The sequence below is a fragment of the Paraburkholderia piptadeniae genome, from assembly GCF_900007165.1.
In the GTDB taxonomy this organism is placed as follows: Bacteria; Pseudomonadota; Gammaproteobacteria; order Burkholderiales; family Burkholderiaceae; genus Paraburkholderia; species Paraburkholderia piptadeniae.
This window is the reverse complement of sequence record NZ_CYGY02000035.1, coordinates 256,508-273,299: the sequence shown is the minus strand read 5'-3', so window position 1 is coordinate 273,299 and position 16,792 is coordinate 256,508. Positions and strand designations below refer to the sequence as shown.

General features: G+C 60.6%; 27 protein-coding genes and 1 tRNA gene. 11 read left to right on the top strand and 17 right to left on the bottom strand.

Annotated elements, in window-relative coordinates; translation table 11 throughout:
* Nucleotides 1-806: 806 nt before the first annotated feature.
* The gene (locus tag BN2476_RS20370; RefSeq protein ID WP_160111734.1) at nucleotides 807-1,832 is read right to left on the bottom strand and encodes an FkbM family methyltransferase; all 1,026 of its coding nucleotides are present in this window, start codon (nucleotides 1,830-1,832) and stop codon (nucleotides 807-809) included.
* Between the two features lie 110 nt (nucleotides 1,833-1,942).
* Between BN2476_RS20370 and BN2476_RS20365 the strand changes: the two genes are divergently transcribed.
* The 6 genes from BN2476_RS20365 to BN2476_RS20340 are packed head-to-tail and all read left to right on the top strand — an operon-like array spanning nucleotide 1,943 to nucleotide 4,311.
* Nucleotides 1,943-2,296: a hypothetical protein gene (locus tag BN2476_RS20365; protein ID WP_143811009.1), complete on the top strand. Its 354-nt coding sequence runs from the start codon at nucleotides 1,943-1,945 to the stop codon at nucleotides 2,294-2,296.
* The gene (locus BN2476_RS20360; protein WP_235850896.1) at nucleotides 2,293-2,940 is read left to right on the top strand and encodes a glycoside hydrolase family 19 protein; all 648 of its coding nucleotides are present in this window, start codon (nucleotides 2,293-2,295) and stop codon (nucleotides 2,938-2,940) included. Before BN2476_RS20365 ends, BN2476_RS20360 begins: the two co-directional genes overlap by 4 nt.
* Nucleotides 2,941-2,971: 31 nt before the next feature.
* Entirely contained in the window at nucleotides 2,972-3,406 is a 435-nt protein-coding gene (locus BN2476_RS20355) for a hypothetical protein (protein ID WP_087735945.1), read from the top strand.
* Between the two features lie 9 nt (nucleotides 3,407-3,415).
* On the top strand, nucleotides 3,416-3,625 hold the full coding sequence (locus tag BN2476_RS20350) for a hypothetical protein (protein ID WP_087735944.1): 210 nt from the start codon (nucleotides 3,416-3,418) through the stop codon (nucleotides 3,623-3,625).
* A 9-nt stretch (nucleotides 3,626-3,634) separates the two neighbouring features.
* A complete protein-coding gene (locus tag BN2476_RS20345) occupies nucleotides 3,635-4,039 on the top strand; it encodes a hypothetical protein (RefSeq protein ID WP_087735943.1) in 405 nt (134 codons plus the stop codon).
* On the top strand, nucleotides 4,036-4,311 hold the full coding sequence (locus tag BN2476_RS20340) for a hypothetical protein (RefSeq protein WP_087735942.1): 276 nt from the start codon (nucleotides 4,036-4,038) through the stop codon (nucleotides 4,309-4,311). Before BN2476_RS20345 ends, BN2476_RS20340 begins: the two co-directional genes overlap by 4 nt.
* A gap of 43 nt (nucleotides 4,312-4,354) precedes the next feature.
* Here the strand turns inward: BN2476_RS20340 and BN2476_RS20335 are convergent, their stop codons facing one another.
* Nucleotides 4,355-5,398, bottom strand: coding sequence for a site-specific integrase (locus BN2476_RS20335; protein WP_087735941.1), 1,044 nt, complete (start codon nucleotides 5,396-5,398; stop codon nucleotides 4,355-4,357).
* A gap of 119 nt (nucleotides 5,399-5,517) precedes the next feature.
* Here BN2476_RS20335 and dusA point away from each other — a divergent pair, with 119 nt between their 5' ends.
* The 4 genes from dusA to BN2476_RS20315 all read left to right on the top strand — a co-directional run bounded on the left by dusA (nucleotide 5,518) and on the right by BN2476_RS20315 (nucleotide 7,647).
* On the top strand, nucleotides 5,518-6,519 hold the full coding sequence (gene dusA / locus BN2476_RS20330) for a tRNA dihydrouridine(20/20a) synthase DusA (RefSeq protein WP_087735940.1): 1,002 nt from the start codon (nucleotides 5,518-5,520) through the stop codon (nucleotides 6,517-6,519).
* A gap of 92 nt (nucleotides 6,520-6,611) precedes the next feature.
* Nucleotides 6,612-6,687, top strand: a tRNA-His gene (locus BN2476_RS20325).
* A gap of 283 nt (nucleotides 6,688-6,970) precedes the next feature.
* Nucleotides 6,971-7,243, top strand: coding sequence for a hypothetical protein (locus tag BN2476_RS20320; RefSeq protein WP_087735939.1), 273 nt, complete (start codon nucleotides 6,971-6,973; stop codon nucleotides 7,241-7,243).
* A 2-nt stretch (nucleotides 7,244-7,245) separates the two neighbouring features.
* A complete protein-coding gene (locus tag BN2476_RS20315) occupies nucleotides 7,246-7,647 on the top strand; it encodes a hypothetical protein (RefSeq protein ID WP_087735938.1) in 402 nt (133 codons plus the stop codon).
* A gap of 36 nt (nucleotides 7,648-7,683) precedes the next feature.
* On the opposite strand, the gene BN2476_RS20310 is transcribed toward BN2476_RS20315, so the two are convergent.
* The 5 genes from BN2476_RS20310 to BN2476_RS20295 are packed head-to-tail and all read right to left on the bottom strand — an operon-like array spanning nucleotide 7,684 to nucleotide 10,789.
* Nucleotides 7,684-8,901 carry a tyrosine-type recombinase/integrase gene (locus BN2476_RS20310; RefSeq protein ID WP_087735937.1) on the bottom strand — a complete coding sequence of 406 codons (1,218 nt, stop codon included), beginning with the start codon at nucleotides 8,899-8,901 and terminating at the stop codon, nucleotides 7,684-7,686.
* Entirely contained in the window at nucleotides 8,870-9,097 is a 228-nt protein-coding gene (locus tag BN2476_RS20305; RefSeq protein WP_087735936.1) for a DUF4224 domain-containing protein, read from the bottom strand. The genes BN2476_RS20310 and BN2476_RS20305 overlap by 32 nt, the downstream gene beginning before the upstream one ends.
* Nucleotides 9,094-9,309 carry a hypothetical protein gene (locus BN2476_RS45585; protein ID WP_143811008.1) on the bottom strand — a complete coding sequence of 72 codons (216 nt, stop codon included), beginning with the start codon at nucleotides 9,307-9,309 and terminating at the stop codon, nucleotides 9,094-9,096. Before BN2476_RS45585 ends, BN2476_RS20305 begins: the two co-directional genes overlap by 4 nt.
* Nucleotides 9,306-9,779: an ASCH domain-containing protein gene (locus BN2476_RS20300; protein WP_087735935.1), complete on the bottom strand. Its 474-nt coding sequence runs from the start codon at nucleotides 9,777-9,779 to the stop codon at nucleotides 9,306-9,308. Before BN2476_RS20300 ends, BN2476_RS45585 begins: the two co-directional genes overlap by 4 nt.
* Nucleotides 9,776-10,789 carry a phage Gp37/Gp68 family protein gene (locus BN2476_RS20295; RefSeq protein ID WP_087735934.1) on the bottom strand — a complete coding sequence of 338 codons (1,014 nt, stop codon included), beginning with the start codon at nucleotides 10,787-10,789 and terminating at the stop codon, nucleotides 9,776-9,778. The genes BN2476_RS20300 and BN2476_RS20295 overlap by 4 nt, the downstream gene beginning before the upstream one ends.
* Here BN2476_RS20295 and BN2476_RS20290 point away from each other — a divergent pair.
* On the top strand, nucleotides 10,754-11,080 hold the full coding sequence (locus BN2476_RS20290; protein ID WP_235850895.1) for a hypothetical protein: 327 nt from the start codon (nucleotides 10,754-10,756) through the stop codon (nucleotides 11,078-11,080). The two genes, BN2476_RS20295 and BN2476_RS20290, sit on opposite strands and share 36 nt — an antisense overlap.
* Before the next feature lie 112 nt (nucleotides 11,081-11,192).
* Here BN2476_RS20290 and BN2476_RS20285 read toward each other — a convergent pair whose 3' ends face one another.
* The 10 genes from BN2476_RS20285 to BN2476_RS20240 form a co-directional block, all read right to left on the bottom strand.
* On the bottom strand, nucleotides 11,193-12,095 hold the full coding sequence (locus BN2476_RS20285) for a hypothetical protein (RefSeq protein WP_087735932.1): 903 nt from the start codon (nucleotides 12,093-12,095) through the stop codon (nucleotides 11,193-11,195).
* Nucleotides 12,092-12,505: a hypothetical protein gene (locus BN2476_RS20280; protein WP_087735931.1), complete on the bottom strand. Its 414-nt coding sequence runs from the start codon at nucleotides 12,503-12,505 to the stop codon at nucleotides 12,092-12,094. Before BN2476_RS20280 ends, BN2476_RS20285 begins: the two co-directional genes overlap by 4 nt.
* Nucleotides 12,505-12,864, bottom strand: a complete 360-nt coding sequence (locus tag BN2476_RS20275; RefSeq protein ID WP_143811007.1) for a hypothetical protein — start codon at nucleotides 12,862-12,864, stop codon at nucleotides 12,505-12,507. Before BN2476_RS20275 ends, BN2476_RS20280 begins: the two co-directional genes overlap by 1 nt.
* Before the next feature lie 37 nt (nucleotides 12,865-12,901).
* Nucleotides 12,902-13,096: a hypothetical protein gene (locus tag BN2476_RS20270; protein WP_087735929.1), complete on the bottom strand. Its 195-nt coding sequence runs from the start codon at nucleotides 13,094-13,096 to the stop codon at nucleotides 12,902-12,904.
* Nucleotides 13,096-13,476 (bottom strand): VVA0879 family protein, encoded by a 381-nt coding sequence (locus BN2476_RS20265; RefSeq protein ID WP_218274526.1) that lies wholly within the window; start codon nucleotides 13,474-13,476, stop codon nucleotides 13,096-13,098. Before BN2476_RS20265 ends, BN2476_RS20270 begins: the two co-directional genes overlap by 1 nt.
* A gap of 64 nt (nucleotides 13,477-13,540) precedes the next feature.
* The gene (locus BN2476_RS20260; protein WP_087735927.1) at nucleotides 13,541-13,753 is read right to left on the bottom strand and encodes a hypothetical protein; all 213 of its coding nucleotides are present in this window, start codon (nucleotides 13,751-13,753) and stop codon (nucleotides 13,541-13,543) included.
* On the bottom strand, nucleotides 13,753-14,286 hold the full coding sequence (locus tag BN2476_RS45580; RefSeq protein WP_143811006.1) for a hypothetical protein: 534 nt from the start codon (nucleotides 14,284-14,286) through the stop codon (nucleotides 13,753-13,755). Before BN2476_RS45580 ends, BN2476_RS20260 begins: the two co-directional genes overlap by 1 nt.
* Nucleotides 14,287-14,352: 66 nt before the next feature.
* Nucleotides 14,353-14,817, bottom strand: a complete 465-nt coding sequence (locus tag BN2476_RS20250) for a hypothetical protein (protein ID WP_087735925.1) — start codon at nucleotides 14,815-14,817, stop codon at nucleotides 14,353-14,355.
* An 8-nt stretch (nucleotides 14,818-14,825) separates the two neighbouring features.
* Nucleotides 14,826-15,023, bottom strand: coding sequence for a hypothetical protein (locus BN2476_RS20245; RefSeq protein ID WP_087735924.1), 198 nt, complete (start codon nucleotides 15,021-15,023; stop codon nucleotides 14,826-14,828).
* Complete coding sequence (locus BN2476_RS20240; RefSeq protein ID WP_087735923.1) at nucleotides 15,020-16,780, bottom strand: ParB/RepB/Spo0J family partition protein; 1,761 nt, start codon at nucleotides 16,778-16,780, stop codon at nucleotides 15,020-15,022. Before BN2476_RS20240 ends, BN2476_RS20245 begins: the two co-directional genes overlap by 4 nt.
* Between the last annotated feature and the right edge of the window lie 12 nt (nucleotides 16,781-16,792).

Sequence of the window (16,792 nt, the reverse complement as noted above, 5' to 3'; positions counted from 1 at the left end):
GCGGCGGCGGTGGTGGTGGCGGTGGCGGTGGTGGCGGTACGAACTTTGTCGGCGGCGGTGGCGGTGGCGGTGGTGCTGGTGGTTGGTTAAATCGACAGCCTTATGCCGTTGTGGCTGGAAGCACAATTTCATGGACTATCGGGGCAGCCGGTACGGGTGGCGTCGCCTCAGGTTCTTCCGGTAACTCGGGGGTAAGTGGCGGCAATGTCGTAATCAGCGGAGCGGGATTCAATGGCGGAACGTCAGTGACGCTCATTGGTGGTCCCGGTGGCGGCGGTGGTGGCAACGCTGCGACTATTGCGCCGGGTGGAGCGGCGGGCGCTGGTTCTGGCGGTAATGGCTCGATGGGGAACGACGGTGTTTACAACGCGGGTGGAGCGGCGGGCGGTTCCGGTGCGTCCTGTCCGTTCGGGTCAGGTGGTGGCGCCGGTCGAGGCGGTCAATCTAACGGTATCGCTGGATCGGCTGCTGTTGGCTACGGTTCGGGCGGCGGAGGGGCGGGCGGCCCTTATGGCGGCGCTGGTGGTGTGGGCTCCTCGGGTGGCAATGCGGGCGCCGGATTCTTGATGTTCGAATGGTGATCGAAAAGGAAGGTTCGATATGTCTATTGATGTGTATGCAATGGTTGAAAACGGTTCTGTCGTAATGTTGATTACGTGGGACGGCAATAGCGATGTGTCTACAGGCGGGTGGGCGCCGCCTGTAGATGCGACGATGGTTAAGTTGCCGCGCTATCCGCAAGCCGGGGATGTCGCAACGAAGGACTCGTCGGGCAATTGGTCATTCGCCGCGCCAAGTTAAAGTCGTTATTTTTTGAATGCGCCGACGAGTGACCGGATGGGAGCGGTGATCTTCCATGAAGTCGACGTCTGGATTGCTTCAACAGTGGCGGTCGATGCATTGAGCCTCATCTGTAAATCGGCGACGTCACGCCTCAGGCTATCAATCTCCAAATGCATCGCGTCAAGCGTCGTGGCTTGCGGCGCTTCTTGCTCGATAACTGGGCTGCGCAACGTCTCCAGCCTAGCGATAATCTCGTCGCGATCAAACCCGGCGACCAGATTGCTAAATCGATGCTCGATGATGTGGCCGTGATTAATATTGTGGACGTTTGCATCGTCGCCATAGTCGAGATAATTCTCGCCGTCCATTGCGAAAACAAACGGGAAGACGGCGAGGAGGCGCTCGCGGAATTCCGGTATTGATATGCGCCGGAAAACGTTCAAACACCAATGGTTCATTTCGAGGAAAGCGAGCGGCTTCAAATCGCCTATCACCTGCCGACCGCCTTCGAATACTTCAAGTTCGAAGCCCTCGACGTCGACTTTCATCAGGTCGAGCCTTCCTAGCCCTGTCGAGGCAAAGCAGTCGTCCAGGCGCTTGATTGGAACGGCTTCGAGGAAGTGATTATCGTTGTTGACCTGATATGTGTCAGCAATGAACGATCCGGCTAAAAAGTCGTTATAGCCTTGCATCCTGACGATGCCTTCCGAATTTCCGAGTGCATGCTTGAAAATCGAAATGTTCGGCGTTGCCTCAGTATTCCGGCGAAGGTAATCGAATGTCCGCGGGACTGGCTCGACTGCCGCGACCTTGTCGCAATATTGTGAAAGTCCAAGTGCGGTCAATCCGATGTTTGCGCCGACATCTATTGCGTGTGCGCCGTCGTCGCACAAGGCGCGCAATGTCCTGATGGTAGTCGGTTCGAAGTGTTCGCCCATCGCTGTAAGGTAGCCGTTATCGCCAGCGATTTGATACGACTTCTCGCCGACGGTGATCGGCCTCCTAATAATTGGGTCTTTCGCGACTCCAATCCCGCTCATCGGATTCATCGGCCCGTTCCGCTCCTGTTTCATGGGCGTTCCCTCGAAATTTATTGTAAGCGTCAAAGCTCACATCATACACAGTTGGTAAGGGTTTCCCTACCGCATGTACGCCGCTTTTGAGCGGCTTCGTTTGCAGCCGCCTTCGGGCGGCTTTTTTTATGGGATTCCGGATGGATACAACGGCTATAGCCGAAGTCGGGTGCGCGCTGTTCAGTGCGCTCGGCGCCGTCTTCGCGTATTTGTGGCGTCGCTCTGAAGGCCAGCGCGACAAGGCGATTCAGCAGCACGGCGACGCAATTTCGCAGATTAAGGACTCGCAAAGCGCGTTCGAACTCTTCGCGGCGCGCACCTATGTAACGAGTCACACACTCGAAACAGCGATTGGCAACTTCAATCGCGCAGTTGAAGCGATCTTCCAAAAACTCGACAAGATCGACGACAAGCTCGATAAAAAGGCGGACAAGACATGATCGTAAGCGCCTCTCTGCTGACCGCATGCGGGGCGAGCAAAGCGGACGCGGCGAAGTATGCCGTCCCGCTCCGCGACGCATGCGATCGCTATAGCATCAATACGCCGCAACGACTCGCGGCCTTCCTTGCTCAGATTGGGCATGAGTCGACATCGTTGTCGGCGACGGCGGAATCGTTCAACTACGCGATTCCGGCCCTGATGGCGACTTTCCCGCGCGCGATGCCGTTCGCGCTCGCTAGTAAGTATGGGCGTCAGCCAGGCGAGAAGGCGATCCCGCTCGATCGACAGAAGCAGATCGCCTCGATCGTCTACGCGAACAAGTATGGCAACGGGCCAACGGAAAGCGGGGATGGTTGGTCGTTTCGTGGTTCGGGTCTGATTCAGACGACGTTCAAGGCAAATTTCAAGGAGGCGGGCGACGACATCGGCGTCGACCTCGTCAAGAATCCGGACCTTCTTCGAGACGATCCTCAGACGGCGGCGCTCGCCGCGGGCTTCTACTGGATCAATCACGGGCTGAATACGCTTGCGGACGCTGGCAACTTTGACGCCGTGACGCGTCGCATCAATCCCGCAATGGCGGGCAAGCCTGACCGCGACAAGCGTTACGACGTCGCTCGGAAGGCGCTCGGGCTCTCCTAAATTCTTCGCCGCCGATCGGTGGCTTCTTCCTATGCAGATCGCACACGAACACGAACAACGGGAGACGATCGTTATCGATCGCTTCTATCCGGATCATCCGCCGCGAACGGAGTCCGCGCTCTTCCGGCGCACGAAACATCGCCTGATCCATGACCTCGATACGCCGTGTTTCGCGTGCGAGACGAAGGAGAGCCGCGAGGTTCATCACTTTCACGCCGAATGGGCCGACGCGAACGGGATCGACTGGGACAAGATGCGCCGCCTTCATCCGGCCTTCGACTGGGCGGGCTACCGGGAGCCGACGGACTTCATCGACAGCGAATACAACATGATGGTGTTGTGCGCGAAACACCATCGAGGCAAGGATCACGGCATCCATATGCTTCCGTTCCCGCTGTGGCAAATGCAGGTCAACAAACGCGCGGACTTCGTCTTTTCGCCCGACGAAGCGCCGACCATTCATTAAGGAGCGGACATGCTCGGAAAACTCATGCAATTGGTAACGGGCGACGACAACACGACGATTGAACCCGCCTACGCGTGGTCGGCGGTCGTGATCGTCGTTGGTCTAGGGCTCGAAGTGTTTAGCGTCGTATCGGGGAAGCCGTTCGATTTTCAGGCATACGGAATCGGCGCCGCTGGTTTGCTTGGTGGCCTCGGGCTGTCGGCGAAGATCGGCAAATAAGGAAGGGATATGACCCAGGTCTCACTCATCGCAAAGATCGCAGCGATTCTAGCGATCGTTGCGGCTCTCGTCGGGCTCGGCGCGTATGGCGCGTCGCGTCACTATGCGCCGATCATTGCAGGCCTCAATCAGCAGATCGGTAAGGCGAATCAGGCGATCGCCGACGATCAGGCCGCGTTCGGCACGCTGAAGGGCGCCGCCGAGCTTCAGAATGCCTCGATCCTCGCGCTCCAGAAGGAAGCGGCCTCGCGGGCCGCAGAAGCCGCCGCCGCGGTCGCCGCCGCAGAGAAGCAAAACATCGCTCATCAGAGCCGCGCCGCAGTTTTACTCGCCAGTAAGCCCGAGGCGGGCTCCGATGTGTGCGCCGCGGCGTCGGCGCTCATCGATGCGCAAATCAGGGAGGATCGGAAATGAAGAAGACGCTCGCGGCGATTGCCGTCGCGCTCATGCTGTCGGCGTGTCAGACGGCGCCGCATACCTACGCGCCCGCTCCGGTCGTGACTCAGGTCGACAAGGCCGTCCCGGTGCCGTGCAAAGTCGAGAAGGTCGAGAAACCGGCTTTCGCGTTTGACGCGCTCGCGGTCGGCGCCGACATTTACACTCAGGTAAAGACGTTGCTCGCTGACCGCGAGCAGCGCTGGGGGTACGAGACAAAGCTCGAAGCCGCCGTCCAGTCGTGCCAGTAGCCTAGCGCCCGCTCGGTCCTTCGGGATCGGCGGGCGCTTTTTCTCATTCTTGGTCCGTTTGGGCGCCGACTGGGTCTCGATGGAGGTCTCTCGCGCGAACCTGTGTATAGCGGCGAAGCATCTTCCAGTCTCGATGCCCGCTCACAAGGGCGACTTGTTCGATCCGGTAGCCTTGTTCGAAAAGCCGGGAGACGCCTTCGTGTCTCAGGTCGTGGAAGCGCAAGTCGTCGATTTTCAGTTCATTGCATGCGCGCGGAAAGAGCGAGGAAAAGGTGTGATGCTTGAAAGGGAAAATGAAGTCACCGCGCTGTCGTTGTCGCATGACGATGTCATACGCTTCGCCGAGGAGCGGAACAATCTGATTGTTCCCGATTTTCTCTTCCGGATGCTTCCGGTCTCGGATCATGATCGTCCGGTCCGCATGGTTGATGTCATCCCATCGCAGAGACGTAATCTCGGACGCGCGCATGGTCGTTGCAATCGCAAACTGAATGATGTCAGGCATCGGGATTTTCTGTCGGGCCTTCGACGCGAAGAAGTTACAGATCGAGGCGATTTCGTCCTGTGTCGGTCGACGGTCCCGCTCTTTCGATTTGGTGTGAAGCCGTAGCAGCTTCAGCGACGGACGCGCGTCATCGATCGGGCGCGCGTGATACGGGAGCTTCCAGACGGACCTTGCGATCCGCAGGACGCCGCCTAGGTAGGTTAGTTCAAGCCCGATCGTCACGCCTCCCGCGCCCATCGCGGCGCGTCTTTTCGCATAGGCGACGATCGCGTCGTCGTTGAGCGAGGCGAGCGTCACGCTCCCCATATGGCGCTTGAGCATCGAGAGCGCGCCCATCTTCGAGCGTCCGAACGGTTTGATTTCGCCGATGTCCTTGATGTAACGGTCGACAATCGACGTAATGGTAAAATTCGCGAGTTCGCGCGCGTCAGAAAATCCGCCGTTTCTCATCTTGGCTTCGGTCTGATCCGCCCAAGTTTGAGCCTGTCCCTTTTTGTCGAAGGTCTGAGCGACAGACGGAAATCCCTTAATTCTGATTTGAGCGCGCCAGCGCCCGGTTTCTGTTTTTACGATCGTTGCCATAGGTCTCTCTCTGTGACGAGTATCACTGGAGTAACAGTGCCGAAGTAACCGCTACCGAATAGGTAGTCTAAATGGTAAGTAAAGCTACCGCAAGCGCGAAACATAACCGATTGATTTATATGAAAACTGCTGCAAAATCAGGGTGTAGAACGGTAGCCGTTGCCCCCATGATGGACTGGACCGATCGCCACTGCCGCTCGTTTCACCGCACGCTGTCGCGGAACACCTGGCTGTATACGGAGATGGTGACGACGGGGGCGCTGATTCACGGCGACGTCGAGCGCCATCTGGCGTTCACGGCAGACGAGGCGCCCGTCGCGTTGCAGCTCGGCGGCAGCGAGCCTGACGATCTGGCGCGCGCGGCGAAGCTCGGCGAGCAATGGGGTTACGACGAGATCAATCTGAATTGCGGCTGTCCGTCTGAGCGCGTGCAGCGCGGCGCATTCGGCGCGTGTCTGATGAACGAGCCGCAACTCGTCGCCGATTGCGTGAAAGCGATGCGCGATGTGGTGTCGGTGCCCGTGACGGTGAAGCACCGGATCGGCGTCGATGCTGTGGAGGATTATGCGTTCGTGCGCGACTTCGTCGGCATGATCGCCGAGGCCGGCTGTGACGTGTTCATCGTGCATGCGCGCAACGCGATCCTCAAAGGGCTGAGCCCGAAAGAGAATCGTGAGATTCCGCCGCTCAAATATGACTACGCATATCGGTTGAAGCGGGACTTTCCGCAACTCGAGATCATCATCAACGGCGGCATCAAGACGCTCGACGAAGTCGACGCGCATCTACAGCACGTCGATGGCGTGATGCTCGGGCGCGAGGCATATCACAACCCGTATGTGCTCGCGGACGTCGATGCGCGTTTCTACGGCTCGACGCAACCTGCGCCGACACGCGAGGAAGCGGAAGCGAATCTGATCGAGTACTGCCGCGCCGAGCTTGCGCGCGGCACGTATCTCGGCGCGATCGTGCGTCACGCGCTGGGGCTGTATCGCGGTGTCGCGGGTTCGCGTGGATGGCGGCGCGTGTTATCGGACAGCAAGAAGCTGGCGGCGCGCGATCTTGCGATTTTCGACGAGGCGCGACAGCATTTGCGCGAGCCAAGCGAAATGTTTGAATAAAGGGCTTTGCAAATACGATTCGTGTTTGTATAATCTCGCTTCTTCGTTGTTGAGCAGCGTTCAGCGGCAAGCGGCGAAGGTGTAGGGCAGTGGTGGCTGTAGCTCAGTTGGTAGAGTCCAGGATTGTGATTCCTGTCGTCGTGGGTTCGAGTCCCATCAGCCACCCCAGAGAATTCAGCAGTATCAAGTAGTTGCGCGTTCGCGAAGATTGCACATAGCGAAATTCGGAACGAAAACTAGAATTTCGGAATGAAGCCCGCACATAGCTAGCGGGTTTTTTTTCGCCTAATGGTTTCGATTTTCGTGCCGTTAATCAGCGGTATGGCGCTTGCACGGTCAAATTGAGCTGTGTCGTTAGTGATGCACCCACGGCCTGCTCACCTTTAACTTTCGCAACGAAAGCGAATGCTATAGTTCGTGCACGCTCCGTCGAACCACATTGCAGAGACATATGGCCAAGCAGCTTTTTTTTGTGACAGCTCTTACGAATGCGGCGGCGGTTAAAGAAAAGGTCGAGACCGTTGTGGCCGAGAAGGAGCGCAGATACGAGCTGGCACCGGACAAGTGGGTGGTCTACACGGATGGTCCGGCCGGCGAGCTCGCAAGCAAGCTGGGGATTCGGGACGATCCTCACGTCGGCACCGGGCTCGTGTTGACGCTCGGTTCATACGGAGGGCGAGCGCCGAGTTCGCTGTGGGAATGGATCAAAGCCCAAACCGAATAACTATGGCGACGAGAAGAACTAGTGCTGCCGCTGCTCGCGCCGCGGACGACGCAGCTGCGCCGGCCGCGGGCTCGGTCGCAACTCCGGACGCGGGCATTGGTACAGGCAAAGCCGACTTCACCGAGTTCGTCTGGGGAAAGCTCAACGACATCGATGGCCACCTCAAGGATCTCGCCGAGAAGTATGGCCGCCTCGACGAGAAGCTTACTGGCGTCTCCGCATCGGTCGATGCAAAGACAGCGCCGATCCAAAAGTCGATGGAGAAGCTGGAGGCCAAGGTCTCAAAGCTTGAAACGACCATCCGATGGGCCACCGCAATCGTGGTGGTAACGGCAGCGCTGGCAAGCGGGGGCCTGACGATCTACAAGATGATCGAGAGCCACGTTTCGGTGAGCTGGCATTGACATCGCGCCTGAGCGCGTCTCGCGCTCATAGTTGACCTATTCGGTCGCCTTGGCCACTTTTACCTTCCGTCTGTCGTAGTGACGATGCGTCGTACTCGGGTTCGCGTGCGCGGCGAAATCGTATGCATCATCGTCGCGATTCGAGAGCTTCGCGGTGATCGCCGTGGGGCGGATATCGGACAGGGCGAAGTACTCCGCGTGGTCCGTGAGCATGAGCTCCATGCCACCGCGAATCGGCCGGTTGATTCGATTGGCGATGCGCTGCGCGGCCTCGCGCATCTTCTTCGCCTCGAACTCCGTCGCGATGTCCTTATCGAACGCGCCGATGTACGTGTACATCGCGTCCTGCCAGACCGACGACCAGCCGCTCTTCGAATACGGCTGGCCAGTCCGGTTGGGAAACAGGAAGAGGCTCTGCACCTTGCGATCGCGCTTTGCGCGTTCGACGACGACGCGCAGACGCGTCGACCACTCGCGCAGCTTGCTGATCTCTTTCTCGCCTTTCTTGCGCTTCGCGTTGATGACGCGCACGCCCACATCGAGGAGACCGGACATGTGGAACGGCCGGATCTCGGCGGCGCGGAAACCCGTGAGGTAACAGAACATGGCTGCCAGCCCCATCGTGCGATAGGACTGTTCCTGTTTGAGTGACCACAGGTAGAAGCGCACGACCTGGCCACGCTCGACAACACGCACGTCCGCTTCGCCCTTGTTCTGCATCATCCCGACGAATGGGTTCGCCTTGATAAGCCCCCAACGGATCGCGTAATTGCAGATGGTGGTCATCAGCGCCATGTCCTTGTTGGCGCCGATCGGTGCGCCGGTCTTCGCGCGGTGATCGAGATACTGATAGCCGTGGATCGTCTCGAGGCTCAATGGCGCCATGCGGCCGAAGAAGCGGATGAGGCGTTCGTATTGGCCTTTGCGGACCTGCTTGCCTTCCTTCGACTGGTCGCGGTAGTGCATGACGTCGACCTCGTCGCGGAAGCGCTCGATCATCTCGGCCACCGATCCGGAGATGATCTGGCCGGCCTGAATGTCGAGCGCCTGACGCTTCGCGGTGCGCTCGGCGACTGCGATCTGATGGCGGTCGCCGAGCGGCGCCGTGGCCAATGTCTGGCTGCGACCGTCGGGGAACTTGTACCAGTAGGAGATACGGCGGGCGCCGATGCGCTTATAGAGTCGGTCGACGCCCGTCGTTTCGTTGGTTGCTGCGCGTTTCTCAGCTGAACGCTTGGAGGTTTGGCGATGCATCGTATCGTGATGTCTTGTTGTCGGTTGTGATGCCGAGCTTCCTGTCATGGTAGGCGCGCGCGACCTTCGGCAGGCCATTGCGATCGACCACATAACGCCAGTGGTTCTGATCGAGCCACTTCGTCATGGCGGCGCGCTGGTTCGGCTTGCAATCGACGAGCTCGGCCAGTTCTTTGGAGGTGAGATAGTCGCTCATTCGCGGTATTCCTTCAGATCTTCGAGCGCCTGAATCATCAGAATGACATCGCCGCTCGCGAGCGCTTCAGTCGCACGCTTCAGCGACGCGCGGATAAACATCGCTCCGAATGCCCCGGCCGGACCGATCTCAATGTAGTGGCCGAGGACAGTGGTCACTCGATCGATTTCGGCAGGGAGCGCCTCCGCAACACTTCTGGTCTGGGTCGTCATGCGATGGCTCCCAGCTCGTGCATCTGCCGCAGCTGCGTCGCGACGTCGACAGGCACGTCGAAGAACTGAAGTGCCCCTTTGCACTCGACGAACGGGGTCGGCCGCGCGTCGACGAGATGAAACCCATAGCAGCCCTCGACGTGCCACATCGAGATCCTGTCGATCGGGTCGACACATGCGTCGATCGTGACGGCGCCGATGATGCCGCCACGTTGCAGCTGATCCATCTGCGGCAGCTCGATCGTCGGGCCGCCACGCGACCAGAGCGGATCCTTTGCGTCTTCGTATTCGGCGCGCGTCATGCTTTTCGACGCATGCACGAGCACGCGGCCGCGAAACTTCGTCGGCCAACTGCGGTTCTCGATGTCCTTGATCTCGCCCGAGGCGATCGCGGCGGCGCGTGCGGCACCGACGAGATCCGGGCGCACGATCAGCCAGGCCCACGGTTGGCGGATAGACAGGGCTTTCATGCGGCACCTCGCGGGAATTCGTCGTGTGTGCGGCCGTCGAGCAACCGACCAGCGGCTTTCTTGCCGACCGGGAAGACGGGGCGCCCATAGCCGCCGTTCTCCCGGAAGTCGCCGTGCCCGAGGGTTCCGTCCGGCCATGCTGATACGTGCTTCATAATCACCGACCCGGGCAACTGCTTCTGCTGCTCCGGCGTCTGCTCCGTCCATTCGCCCCATTGCTTGAACAGGAACTTCGTGCCAGCGGCTTCGCACTGGTCCCGCAGAGAGCGAGCCCACCACGGATTCATCGGACGCGCGCCGTGCCCGCTTTCGCCGCCGACGATCACCCAGTCGACGAAGCGCGCATGCGCTGATACCAATGCCTGCCGCTTCAATCCGCACTCGGCACCTGCCGCTTTCGCTTCGCGATAGCTGTTGTGCGGACCTTTCCACCATCCGCATACGGGCCACATGTAAGGACGGATGTCGACGGGCCCGAGAAGCGGCTCCATGGACAGGAAGCGAACTCGCGCGGGCACGTCGAGCAACTTCGGGATGTCGCGATCGGCTTCGGCCTGATTCACGATCGTCGCGCCGAGCCACACATTCCACGGCAGACCCTCAATGCCAATCTCGGCCAGCATGGCGGGGACGTTGCCGATGCGCTTGGTCAGTAGTAGCCAATCGAGGTTCGGTGTCTGCTTGATCAACGCGAAGAGATCTGCGCGCCATGCCGGATCGACGGCGTTATCGAACACATCCGCGAGCGATGCGCAGAACACACGCTGGCGCCGACCGTGCTGATAGAGGAAATTCCCGTGCATCGCGTTCCAGTGCAGCGGCTTACGCCAATTCGCGGCGGATGTGCGGCGCCGCGGCGCGCTCGGTCCCCAGTTGACTGCCGTGCCGCCGCCGAAACGGGCATTGCGCGCCTCGGCATAGCAGTGGTCGCAGCCCGGTCCGACCTTCTGGCAGCCTTCCCACGGATTGAACGTGTGGTCGGTCCATTCGATTTTGCTGTTTTCGCTCATAAAGGCCTCAAGAACTTTGCAGCGACTGCCGACAACCGATGCATGGAAAACATCAGCCTTGATCCGAACGATCCGATGTGGAGCCTTGCGCGCTCCATGGAAAACACCGTACGAACCATCCGAAAGGCCCGAGGGCTGCGCAATCCCGAAGACTGCGTGCAGGGATCGGACGAGCATGAAGAAGTGAGCGTCGAGTTCCTGAAGGACGTGATGCGTCTGATGGGCGAAGATCCGAACGAGATCGACGAAGACGATGAGCATGGTGATCTTGGCGTCGGCGCGACCGGTTGAAGCGAATCAGTCGATTCACGTCGTGCCTTCAGCAGCTTGCCGACCGACATGCCGATAGCGAGCGCGAAGAGCATGTATACGGCGCCGATCAGTGCCCCGACGGTGATGGTGTTCACTGTGCCTCCGATTCGCGCAGAAGGGCGCGATCAAGGCGTTCGATTTCCGCGAGGATCAGCGCACCAGCTTTCACGAGATCACGACGCGGCGTCGTGGGCTTCCACCAACCGTTTGTCCAGGGCCATGTGCTCGGTACGCCGGCGGCAGGATGGTGGAACCCGCCGGCACTTTCCGCGTAGCACGCCGCAGCGATAGCCATTTCTTCGCTGTCGTGCTCATCGTCATGCTCAGGCGTCCAGCCTTCAGCGCTGACCTGCCGCTGCCGTTCGGCCAGTACGTCGCGCGCGGCATCCGTCAGCGCTCTCGGCTCGCTGCGGGTGTAGAGATCGTGCTTGCCACGGCCGAGCGTCGCGCGTCCGTGGTCGGTCAGGTGCATGAATGACGCCGCAAACAGCGCGTCTCCCGGCTTCGAGATCGCGACCGTGGCGACGGGCTTCTGCTCGCCTGCCGCCGCGTCGGATGCGCGGGCGGATTGGTAGTCGTCCAACCGCTTTTCGAGATACTTGATTCGCTCGCGAAGCGCGTCCTGCGCATCGACGCACGGCGCAGCTGCGGCGCCGTCTGCCAGTTCGCGTTTGAACCGCTCACCGATGACTTCCACCTGTTCGCACAGCCGCAGCGCCTGCATGCTGTCGCGCTTCACACCGCCTTCGATTTCGTGACGGAGCGTTGCCAGCTCGTCATCGAGGCGCGGAAGGGGCACGGCGGCGCGTGGAGTTTCCCCAGGGTTATCCACCGTTTCTGTGGGTAACTTCAGCACCGCTTGAAACACCTCCCATGCGAGTTGGGTGCCGGATTCCGCATAGCAATCGGCTTCCATCTCAAGCGCTTCGTCGTGGTGATCCGCGGAGAGGACTTGACGCACGAGTCGCTCGAAGAGATCACGGTTTCGGATCACGATTCGCCTCGAGCATGTTTGACCGCTTCGTTGATCGCAACCATGTCTGCCCAGTATTCGCTCTGCGACGGGCAGAAGTCCGGCTCCTTGGTGATGAGCTGCGCGAAGAGGCCGTCGATCGCGGCGTGCGCCTTCGAGAGCAACTCGACGAGTTCGTCGATGACAGCCGGCGGCCGCGGACCATAAGGGCCATGCAGCGTCAGGCTCGGCATAAAGCGCGACGGCTCGAGCTCGGTGTCGACCTTCAGACAGAACACGCGGCCGCCCTGTGAGACGAGCGCAACCATCAGCCGCTCTTGCTTCGTATCGCCGCCGATATAGAAGCCTTCGTTGTTCAGCATCGCGCGGACTTGCGGCTGCAGCAGATCGATCTCGACGGCCTGACCGATGAGGATGGGATTGCGAGGCATTATTTCGACTCCTGGAGTTTTGCACGGATCGCGGCGATTTCGAGCTGGGCCTGTTCCGACCAGCCTTCGCCGTGAGTCAAAACGAGTTTGATCAGCCAGTGCAGGCAATACGCCTGTTCATCCTCCGCTCGAGTTTTGATTTCGGCGCCGGCGGCGCGGAAGATGTGAGCGAACGATGCGAGCTGAAAGCACATCAGGGAAAGCACACGATGCAAATCGGGCGTGATGTCCGCCGGATAAATTAGCTGCGGCGATTCAGCTGCATCGAGCGCAGCTTTGATGCGCGGATGTAGCTCGAGGTGGTCGAGGTCAGGATCGACGACGTCGTTAGACATGAGTGTGGTGAAGCCGAATGCCACGCGGAATACGCCGCCGGGGGCTGCGTCGAGGCAATCCTTAACGGTCGTAAAAGGCGCGTAGATGGTCCTTGTCGTCCTCATCGAAGAACGTCGGATCGTCTTCATCGCCCCCCGAAGGGTAGTAACCCTTCGATATCGCCTCGAGCACGCCGCACAGATTCAACGTCTGCGTGATGTCGGTCTCCGAGGCCTTCGCCATCTTCATATGGACCTTGTGCGTTTCGGCGCTCATCAGTTCGTCTCCGGTGCAGCATGTGTGAGGGCGTGTGCGGCCGCTTGTTCGGCGGTCGCGAGCTCGAATCGCGGATGGTGTTCGCCATCGGGAGTCACGACTTCCAATTTGTGCGTCCGGAACAAGCCGCCGAGACTCCAGTTGCAGGGCTTACCGTCAGACTCATTGCGGGGCGACCCTGCATCGATCCAACGGCCAAAGCATGCGAAACCCAGATATTTTTCGACCTTGTCGAAGTCGGCGCCGGCGCCGACCTTCATCAGATCGCGGGCCGACTGGACTGTTTTGCACATCGGGCACACAAACGCGATGTCTTCGTGCGATGTCACGTTCTGTGCTTTGATGGCTGCGTGGAACTCAGCGAGCGTCATCGTGATCATTTCGATTCCTTAAAAAGGGACCGGGCTTAGTCGGCCCGGTCCAAACCACGCCGCGCTCCGAGGGTTAGCGCGCCGTACTACGCTGCTGCAGGGCGTTGCGTGCGATGACCACTTTTCCGATGGTCAGCGTTACGGCTTCGCCGCGATCGCACGCGAGCATCTCGACGAACGCGCTGCACAGGTCGTGCGCTGCGATGTCGGTAGGTCGGTGCGACGTTGCATATGTGCGCGCGCGTTCGAGGAACTGCGTTCGGCGGCGCGCGGCTTCGTTTCGCATTACTCGCCTGCGATGCGATAGTTCGCGGGCTGCGTGTCGGTGCGCGACTGCAGCTCGGCAGGTTTCAGTGAGCAGTCGAACCCGGCGGCGCGATACGCGTCGTAAATCTCTTTGCTCACCTGGCATCGGATGAGCACAGCGGCCTTCTGCAGGTTCGCCTTCACGCTGGCGTCTTCGGTGACGGTCGACTGGCGCACGGTCTCCGCGGCCGCGACTTCGAGCTTGCAGTCCTGCAGGCTGTGCGAAGCGCCGCCGACGAGCGAGACACCAGCAATCGCGCCACCGAACTGGACGGTCTGGCCGCAGTTCATCTGGGAGAAAGAAGAGGCATAGGCACCCAGCACCGGCGCACTAACGTTCCGGACGGTCTCCGTCGTATGTTCCGGCGTCTGAGAGAACTGGATAGTGCCTTGAGCGGTGGACGTGGCTGCAGACTGCTGCGTGGCCGTCGCCGTGGTGGACGTTTGAGCAAATGCGTGGCTAGTAAAACCGAGTGCTAGAATCAACAGCGCGACGGTGGATTTCGTGTTCATCGTGGTCACCCCCAGAGGTGTGGTTGCTCAGGCCTTCGATATTTCCGGTATCGAAGGCCTTCTTCGTTAATGGCCGTACGAGTAGCTGCCTGCGAGATTCGTATAGCCGTACGCGCTCACGTCGGTGCCCACGCCCGATTTGCTCGAACCGTAGCCGTCGCCCGACGTGTAGCCGCCAGCGTTCGCGTTCGACGTGCTGCCGGTATAGCTGCCCGATGCCGACAGACCGCCACTGACGCCACCGAATCCATAGCCACCGACACCGGCGCCGATCGCGGTACCGCCGATCGCGTAGCCGCCGCCTGCCGAATTGCTCCACTGCGAGGAATAGCCGTTGCCGTTCTGACCGGCCGAGGCCTGCGAGCCGCCGGAGGTGCTCGACGACGAACCGAAACCGCCGCTGAACGCGAAGGTGCTCGAATTGGCGTTGTTGCCATTACCGTTTCCGTTACCGTTGCCGCCGGCGAAAGCAGCGGGTGCGGCGGCGAGGGCGAGAGCTGCTGCAACTGCAAGGGTGATGCGCTTCTTCATGGTCTTCCTCAAAGGTTGATTGCGCGGTGGTCCGGCCGCGCCCGGTCCTTCAGATCTTCTTCGTGTGCCGCGCGATAGGCGTCGCCGAAGCGACGCAGCGCGTCGAGCGTTCCCGTGACGCTCGCGTAATGCTGGTTGCCGATCACGCCGTCGAGCGTTACCGTCAGGCCGGCGGCGCGCGCCAATGCGATCAGCTGTTCATTCATGGACGCGAACCCGACGGGAAGGGCCACGCGGCTTTGGCCGCATCACTGTTGATATCGAACCGCGCGGGTGGCTTGTCGGCCGCGACAGCTTTCTTCGCGGCAGGCTTCGCGGCAACCTTCTTCGCCGCGGGCACCTTCTTCGCGGCCGGAGTCTTTTTCGCGGCGGCCTTTGCGGGCGGCTTCGGCGCGCTGGCGGGCGTTTTCTTCGCGGGCGTAGGCGTCGGCCGCTTCGGCTTCATGTCGCCTTCGATCTGCTTGCGCACGACGCCCGGGTCGATGCGGCGCACGCGCGCCGTCGCCTCGAGCAGCTCGGGCTTCGCATTGACCGCATAGGATTCGGCGACCGATTCGCCGATCAGCGCGAGGTCCATCACCAGTCGCGCCAGTGATACGGAATCGTCGTCCTCATAGAAAGCGTCGACCTTCTTCGCGAAATCGGAATCGGAGATCGCCTTGTTGCCCCAGTCGTACAGCTTGCAGATGCGCTTCTGGTTTTCGTTCCACAGGCGACGGTAGAACGTGACGGCAACGATCTTCAGATCGAAGTCATCGAGGCCCGTCTCGACGTGCTTCGCGCGGATCTGGCGGAACAGTTCACCGCGATATGCGTCGGCAATCTTCTTCTTCGCGTTATCGGCGGACTGCGACGGATTTGATGAACCGGTGCTACGCGCCTCGATGCCCTTATCCGCGAGCGCTTTCTTGAGGTCCGCTTTCTGCATGACTTCGAGCATTTCGCCGCCGTGCGGGCTCTGGAGCAGGGCGGCCGACTTCACGCCTTTGGCGCCGATGATCTGGCGGTAGGTGCGTTGCTTCGGATCGTCATAGCAGCGCTCGTCGAGCTTGACCCAGCCGCCGACCAGCGAGCCATATTCGTGGGGCTGCGTGGCCTTCGCGTCCTTGCCCGAAATCACCTTCCGTCCGGAGGCCTCTGCCTCGGCGCGCTTCTGCGCGGCCGCCGCGTCGCGCTTCTTCGCGTAGCACGCCGGATCCGTGCAGACCTCTTTACTCTTCACGTCGCCGAACAGATCGGACTGGTTGCCCGTTCGTTTCGGGCACGGACCGCACGCGCCGGCCGCCGGCACGAGCTGCGCATCCGACGTCTTGAACGGCGCTTCGTCGAGCCGCAGCATATAGTTGTTCTGCACATGGTCCGACGCTTCCCGGAGCGACATGGGCTCGCCGGTCCAACGCGGTGTCGTGACGTCCTTCGCGACCTTGTCCTGCAGATCCGTCGGCATGCGCGCGATGATCAGTGCGGTCTTCGCGTTGAGCTTCTCGTCGAAGAACAGCTTTCGCGTCGACGTGTTGAGCGCGCACAGCTTCAGGCGCTGCGCTACATACGTCTTCGTCTGGCTGACCTCGTCGGCGATCTGCTCGAGCGTGTGGCCACGATCCGACAGCACCTTGTAGCCATCGGCCTCTTCGAGCGGATGCAGATCCTTGCGCTGCAGGTTCTCCACGATCTGGATGTGCAGCACCTCGTCATCCGTCAGATCGCGCACGAGCACTGGCGCATCGACCAGACCGGCAGCGGTGGCGGCGCGGTAACGGCGTTCGCCGGCGATGAGTTCGAAGATCCCCGGCTCATCCGGCCACGGGCGCACGAGCATCGGCTGCAGCACGCCATGCTTGCGTACGCTCGCGATCAGCTCATCCTGCTGGGCTTGCGGAAAACGCTTGCGCGGGTTGGTGGGCGACGGCCGGATCGAACCGAGCGGCAGGATGTCGACGGAAGCCTGTTCAGTGGTCTGCACGGATCTTTCCTC

Excerpts from the sequence above, each read along its gene's own strand:
- BN2476_RS20305 (WP_087735936.1), bottom strand. The coding sequence starts at position 9,097 with ATGAGCGACTATCTCACCTCCAAAGAACTGGCCGAGCTCGTCGATTGC.
- BN2476_RS20360 (WP_235850896.1), top strand. The coding sequence starts at position 2,293 with ATGATCGTAAGCGCCTCTCTGCTGACCGCATGCGGGGCGAGCAAAGCG.
- BN2476_RS20340 (WP_087735942.1), top strand. The coding sequence starts at position 4,036 with ATGAAGAAGACGCTCGCGGCGATTGCCGTCGCGCTCATGCTGTCGGCG.
- BN2476_RS20370 (WP_160111734.1), bottom strand. The coding sequence starts at position 1,832 with ATGAATCCGATGAGCGGGATTGGAGTCGCGAAAGACCCAATTATTAGG.
- BN2476_RS20310 (WP_087735937.1), bottom strand. The coding sequence starts at position 8,901 with ATGCATCGCCAAACCTCCAAGCGTTCAGCTGAGAAACGCGCAGCAACC.
- BN2476_RS20270 (WP_087735929.1), bottom strand. The coding sequence starts at position 13,096 with ATGAGCGCCGAAACGCACAAGGTCCATATGAAGATGGCGAAGGCCTCG.
- BN2476_RS20350 (WP_087735944.1), top strand. The coding sequence starts at position 3,416 with ATGCTCGGAAAACTCATGCAATTGGTAACGGGCGACGACAACACGACG.
- BN2476_RS20280 (WP_087735931.1), bottom strand. The coding sequence starts at position 12,505 with ATGCCTCGCAATCCCATCCTCATCGGTCAGGCCGTCGAGATCGATCTG.
- BN2476_RS20245 (WP_087735924.1), bottom strand. The coding sequence starts at position 15,023 with ATGAATGAACAGCTGATCGCATTGGCGCGCGCCGCCGGCCTGACGGTA.
- BN2476_RS20265 (WP_218274526.1), bottom strand. The coding sequence starts at position 13,476 with ATGATCACGATGACGCTCGCTGAGTTCCACGCAGCCATCAAAGCACAG.
- BN2476_RS20295 (WP_087735934.1), bottom strand. The coding sequence starts at position 10,789 with ATGAGCGAAAACAGCAAAATCGAATGGACCGACCACACGTTCAATCCG.
- BN2476_RS20320 (WP_087735939.1), top strand. The coding sequence starts at position 6,971 with ATGGCCAAGCAGCTTTTTTTTGTGACAGCTCTTACGAATGCGGCGGCG.
- BN2476_RS20315 (WP_087735938.1), top strand. The coding sequence starts at position 7,246 with ATGGCGACGAGAAGAACTAGTGCTGCCGCTGCTCGCGCCGCGGACGAC.
- BN2476_RS45585 (WP_143811008.1), bottom strand. The coding sequence starts at position 9,309 with ATGACGACCCAGACCAGAAGTGTTGCGGAGGCGCTCCCTGCCGAAATC.
- BN2476_RS20250 (WP_087735925.1), bottom strand. The coding sequence starts at position 14,817 with ATGAAGAAGCGCATCACCCTTGCAGTTGCAGCAGCTCTCGCCCTCGCC.
- BN2476_RS20260 (WP_087735927.1), bottom strand. The coding sequence starts at position 13,753 with ATGCGAAACGAAGCCGCGCGCCGCCGAACGCAGTTCCTCGAACGCGCG.
- BN2476_RS20345 (WP_087735943.1), top strand. The coding sequence starts at position 3,635 with ATGACCCAGGTCTCACTCATCGCAAAGATCGCAGCGATTCTAGCGATC.
- BN2476_RS20335 (WP_087735941.1), bottom strand. The coding sequence starts at position 5,398 with ATGGCAACGATCGTAAAAACAGAAACCGGGCGCTGGCGCGCTCAAATC.
- BN2476_RS45580 (WP_143811006.1), bottom strand. The coding sequence starts at position 14,286 with ATGAACACGAAATCCACCGTCGCGCTGTTGATTCTAGCACTCGGTTTT.
- BN2476_RS20355 (WP_087735945.1), top strand. The coding sequence starts at position 2,972 with ATGCAGATCGCACACGAACACGAACAACGGGAGACGATCGTTATCGAT.
- BN2476_RS20300 (WP_087735935.1), bottom strand. The coding sequence starts at position 9,779 with ATGAAAGCCCTGTCTATCCGCCAACCGTGGGCCTGGCTGATCGTGCGC.
- dusA (WP_087735940.1), top strand. The coding sequence starts at position 5,518 with ATGAAAACTGCTGCAAAATCAGGGTGTAGAACGGTAGCCGTTGCCCCC.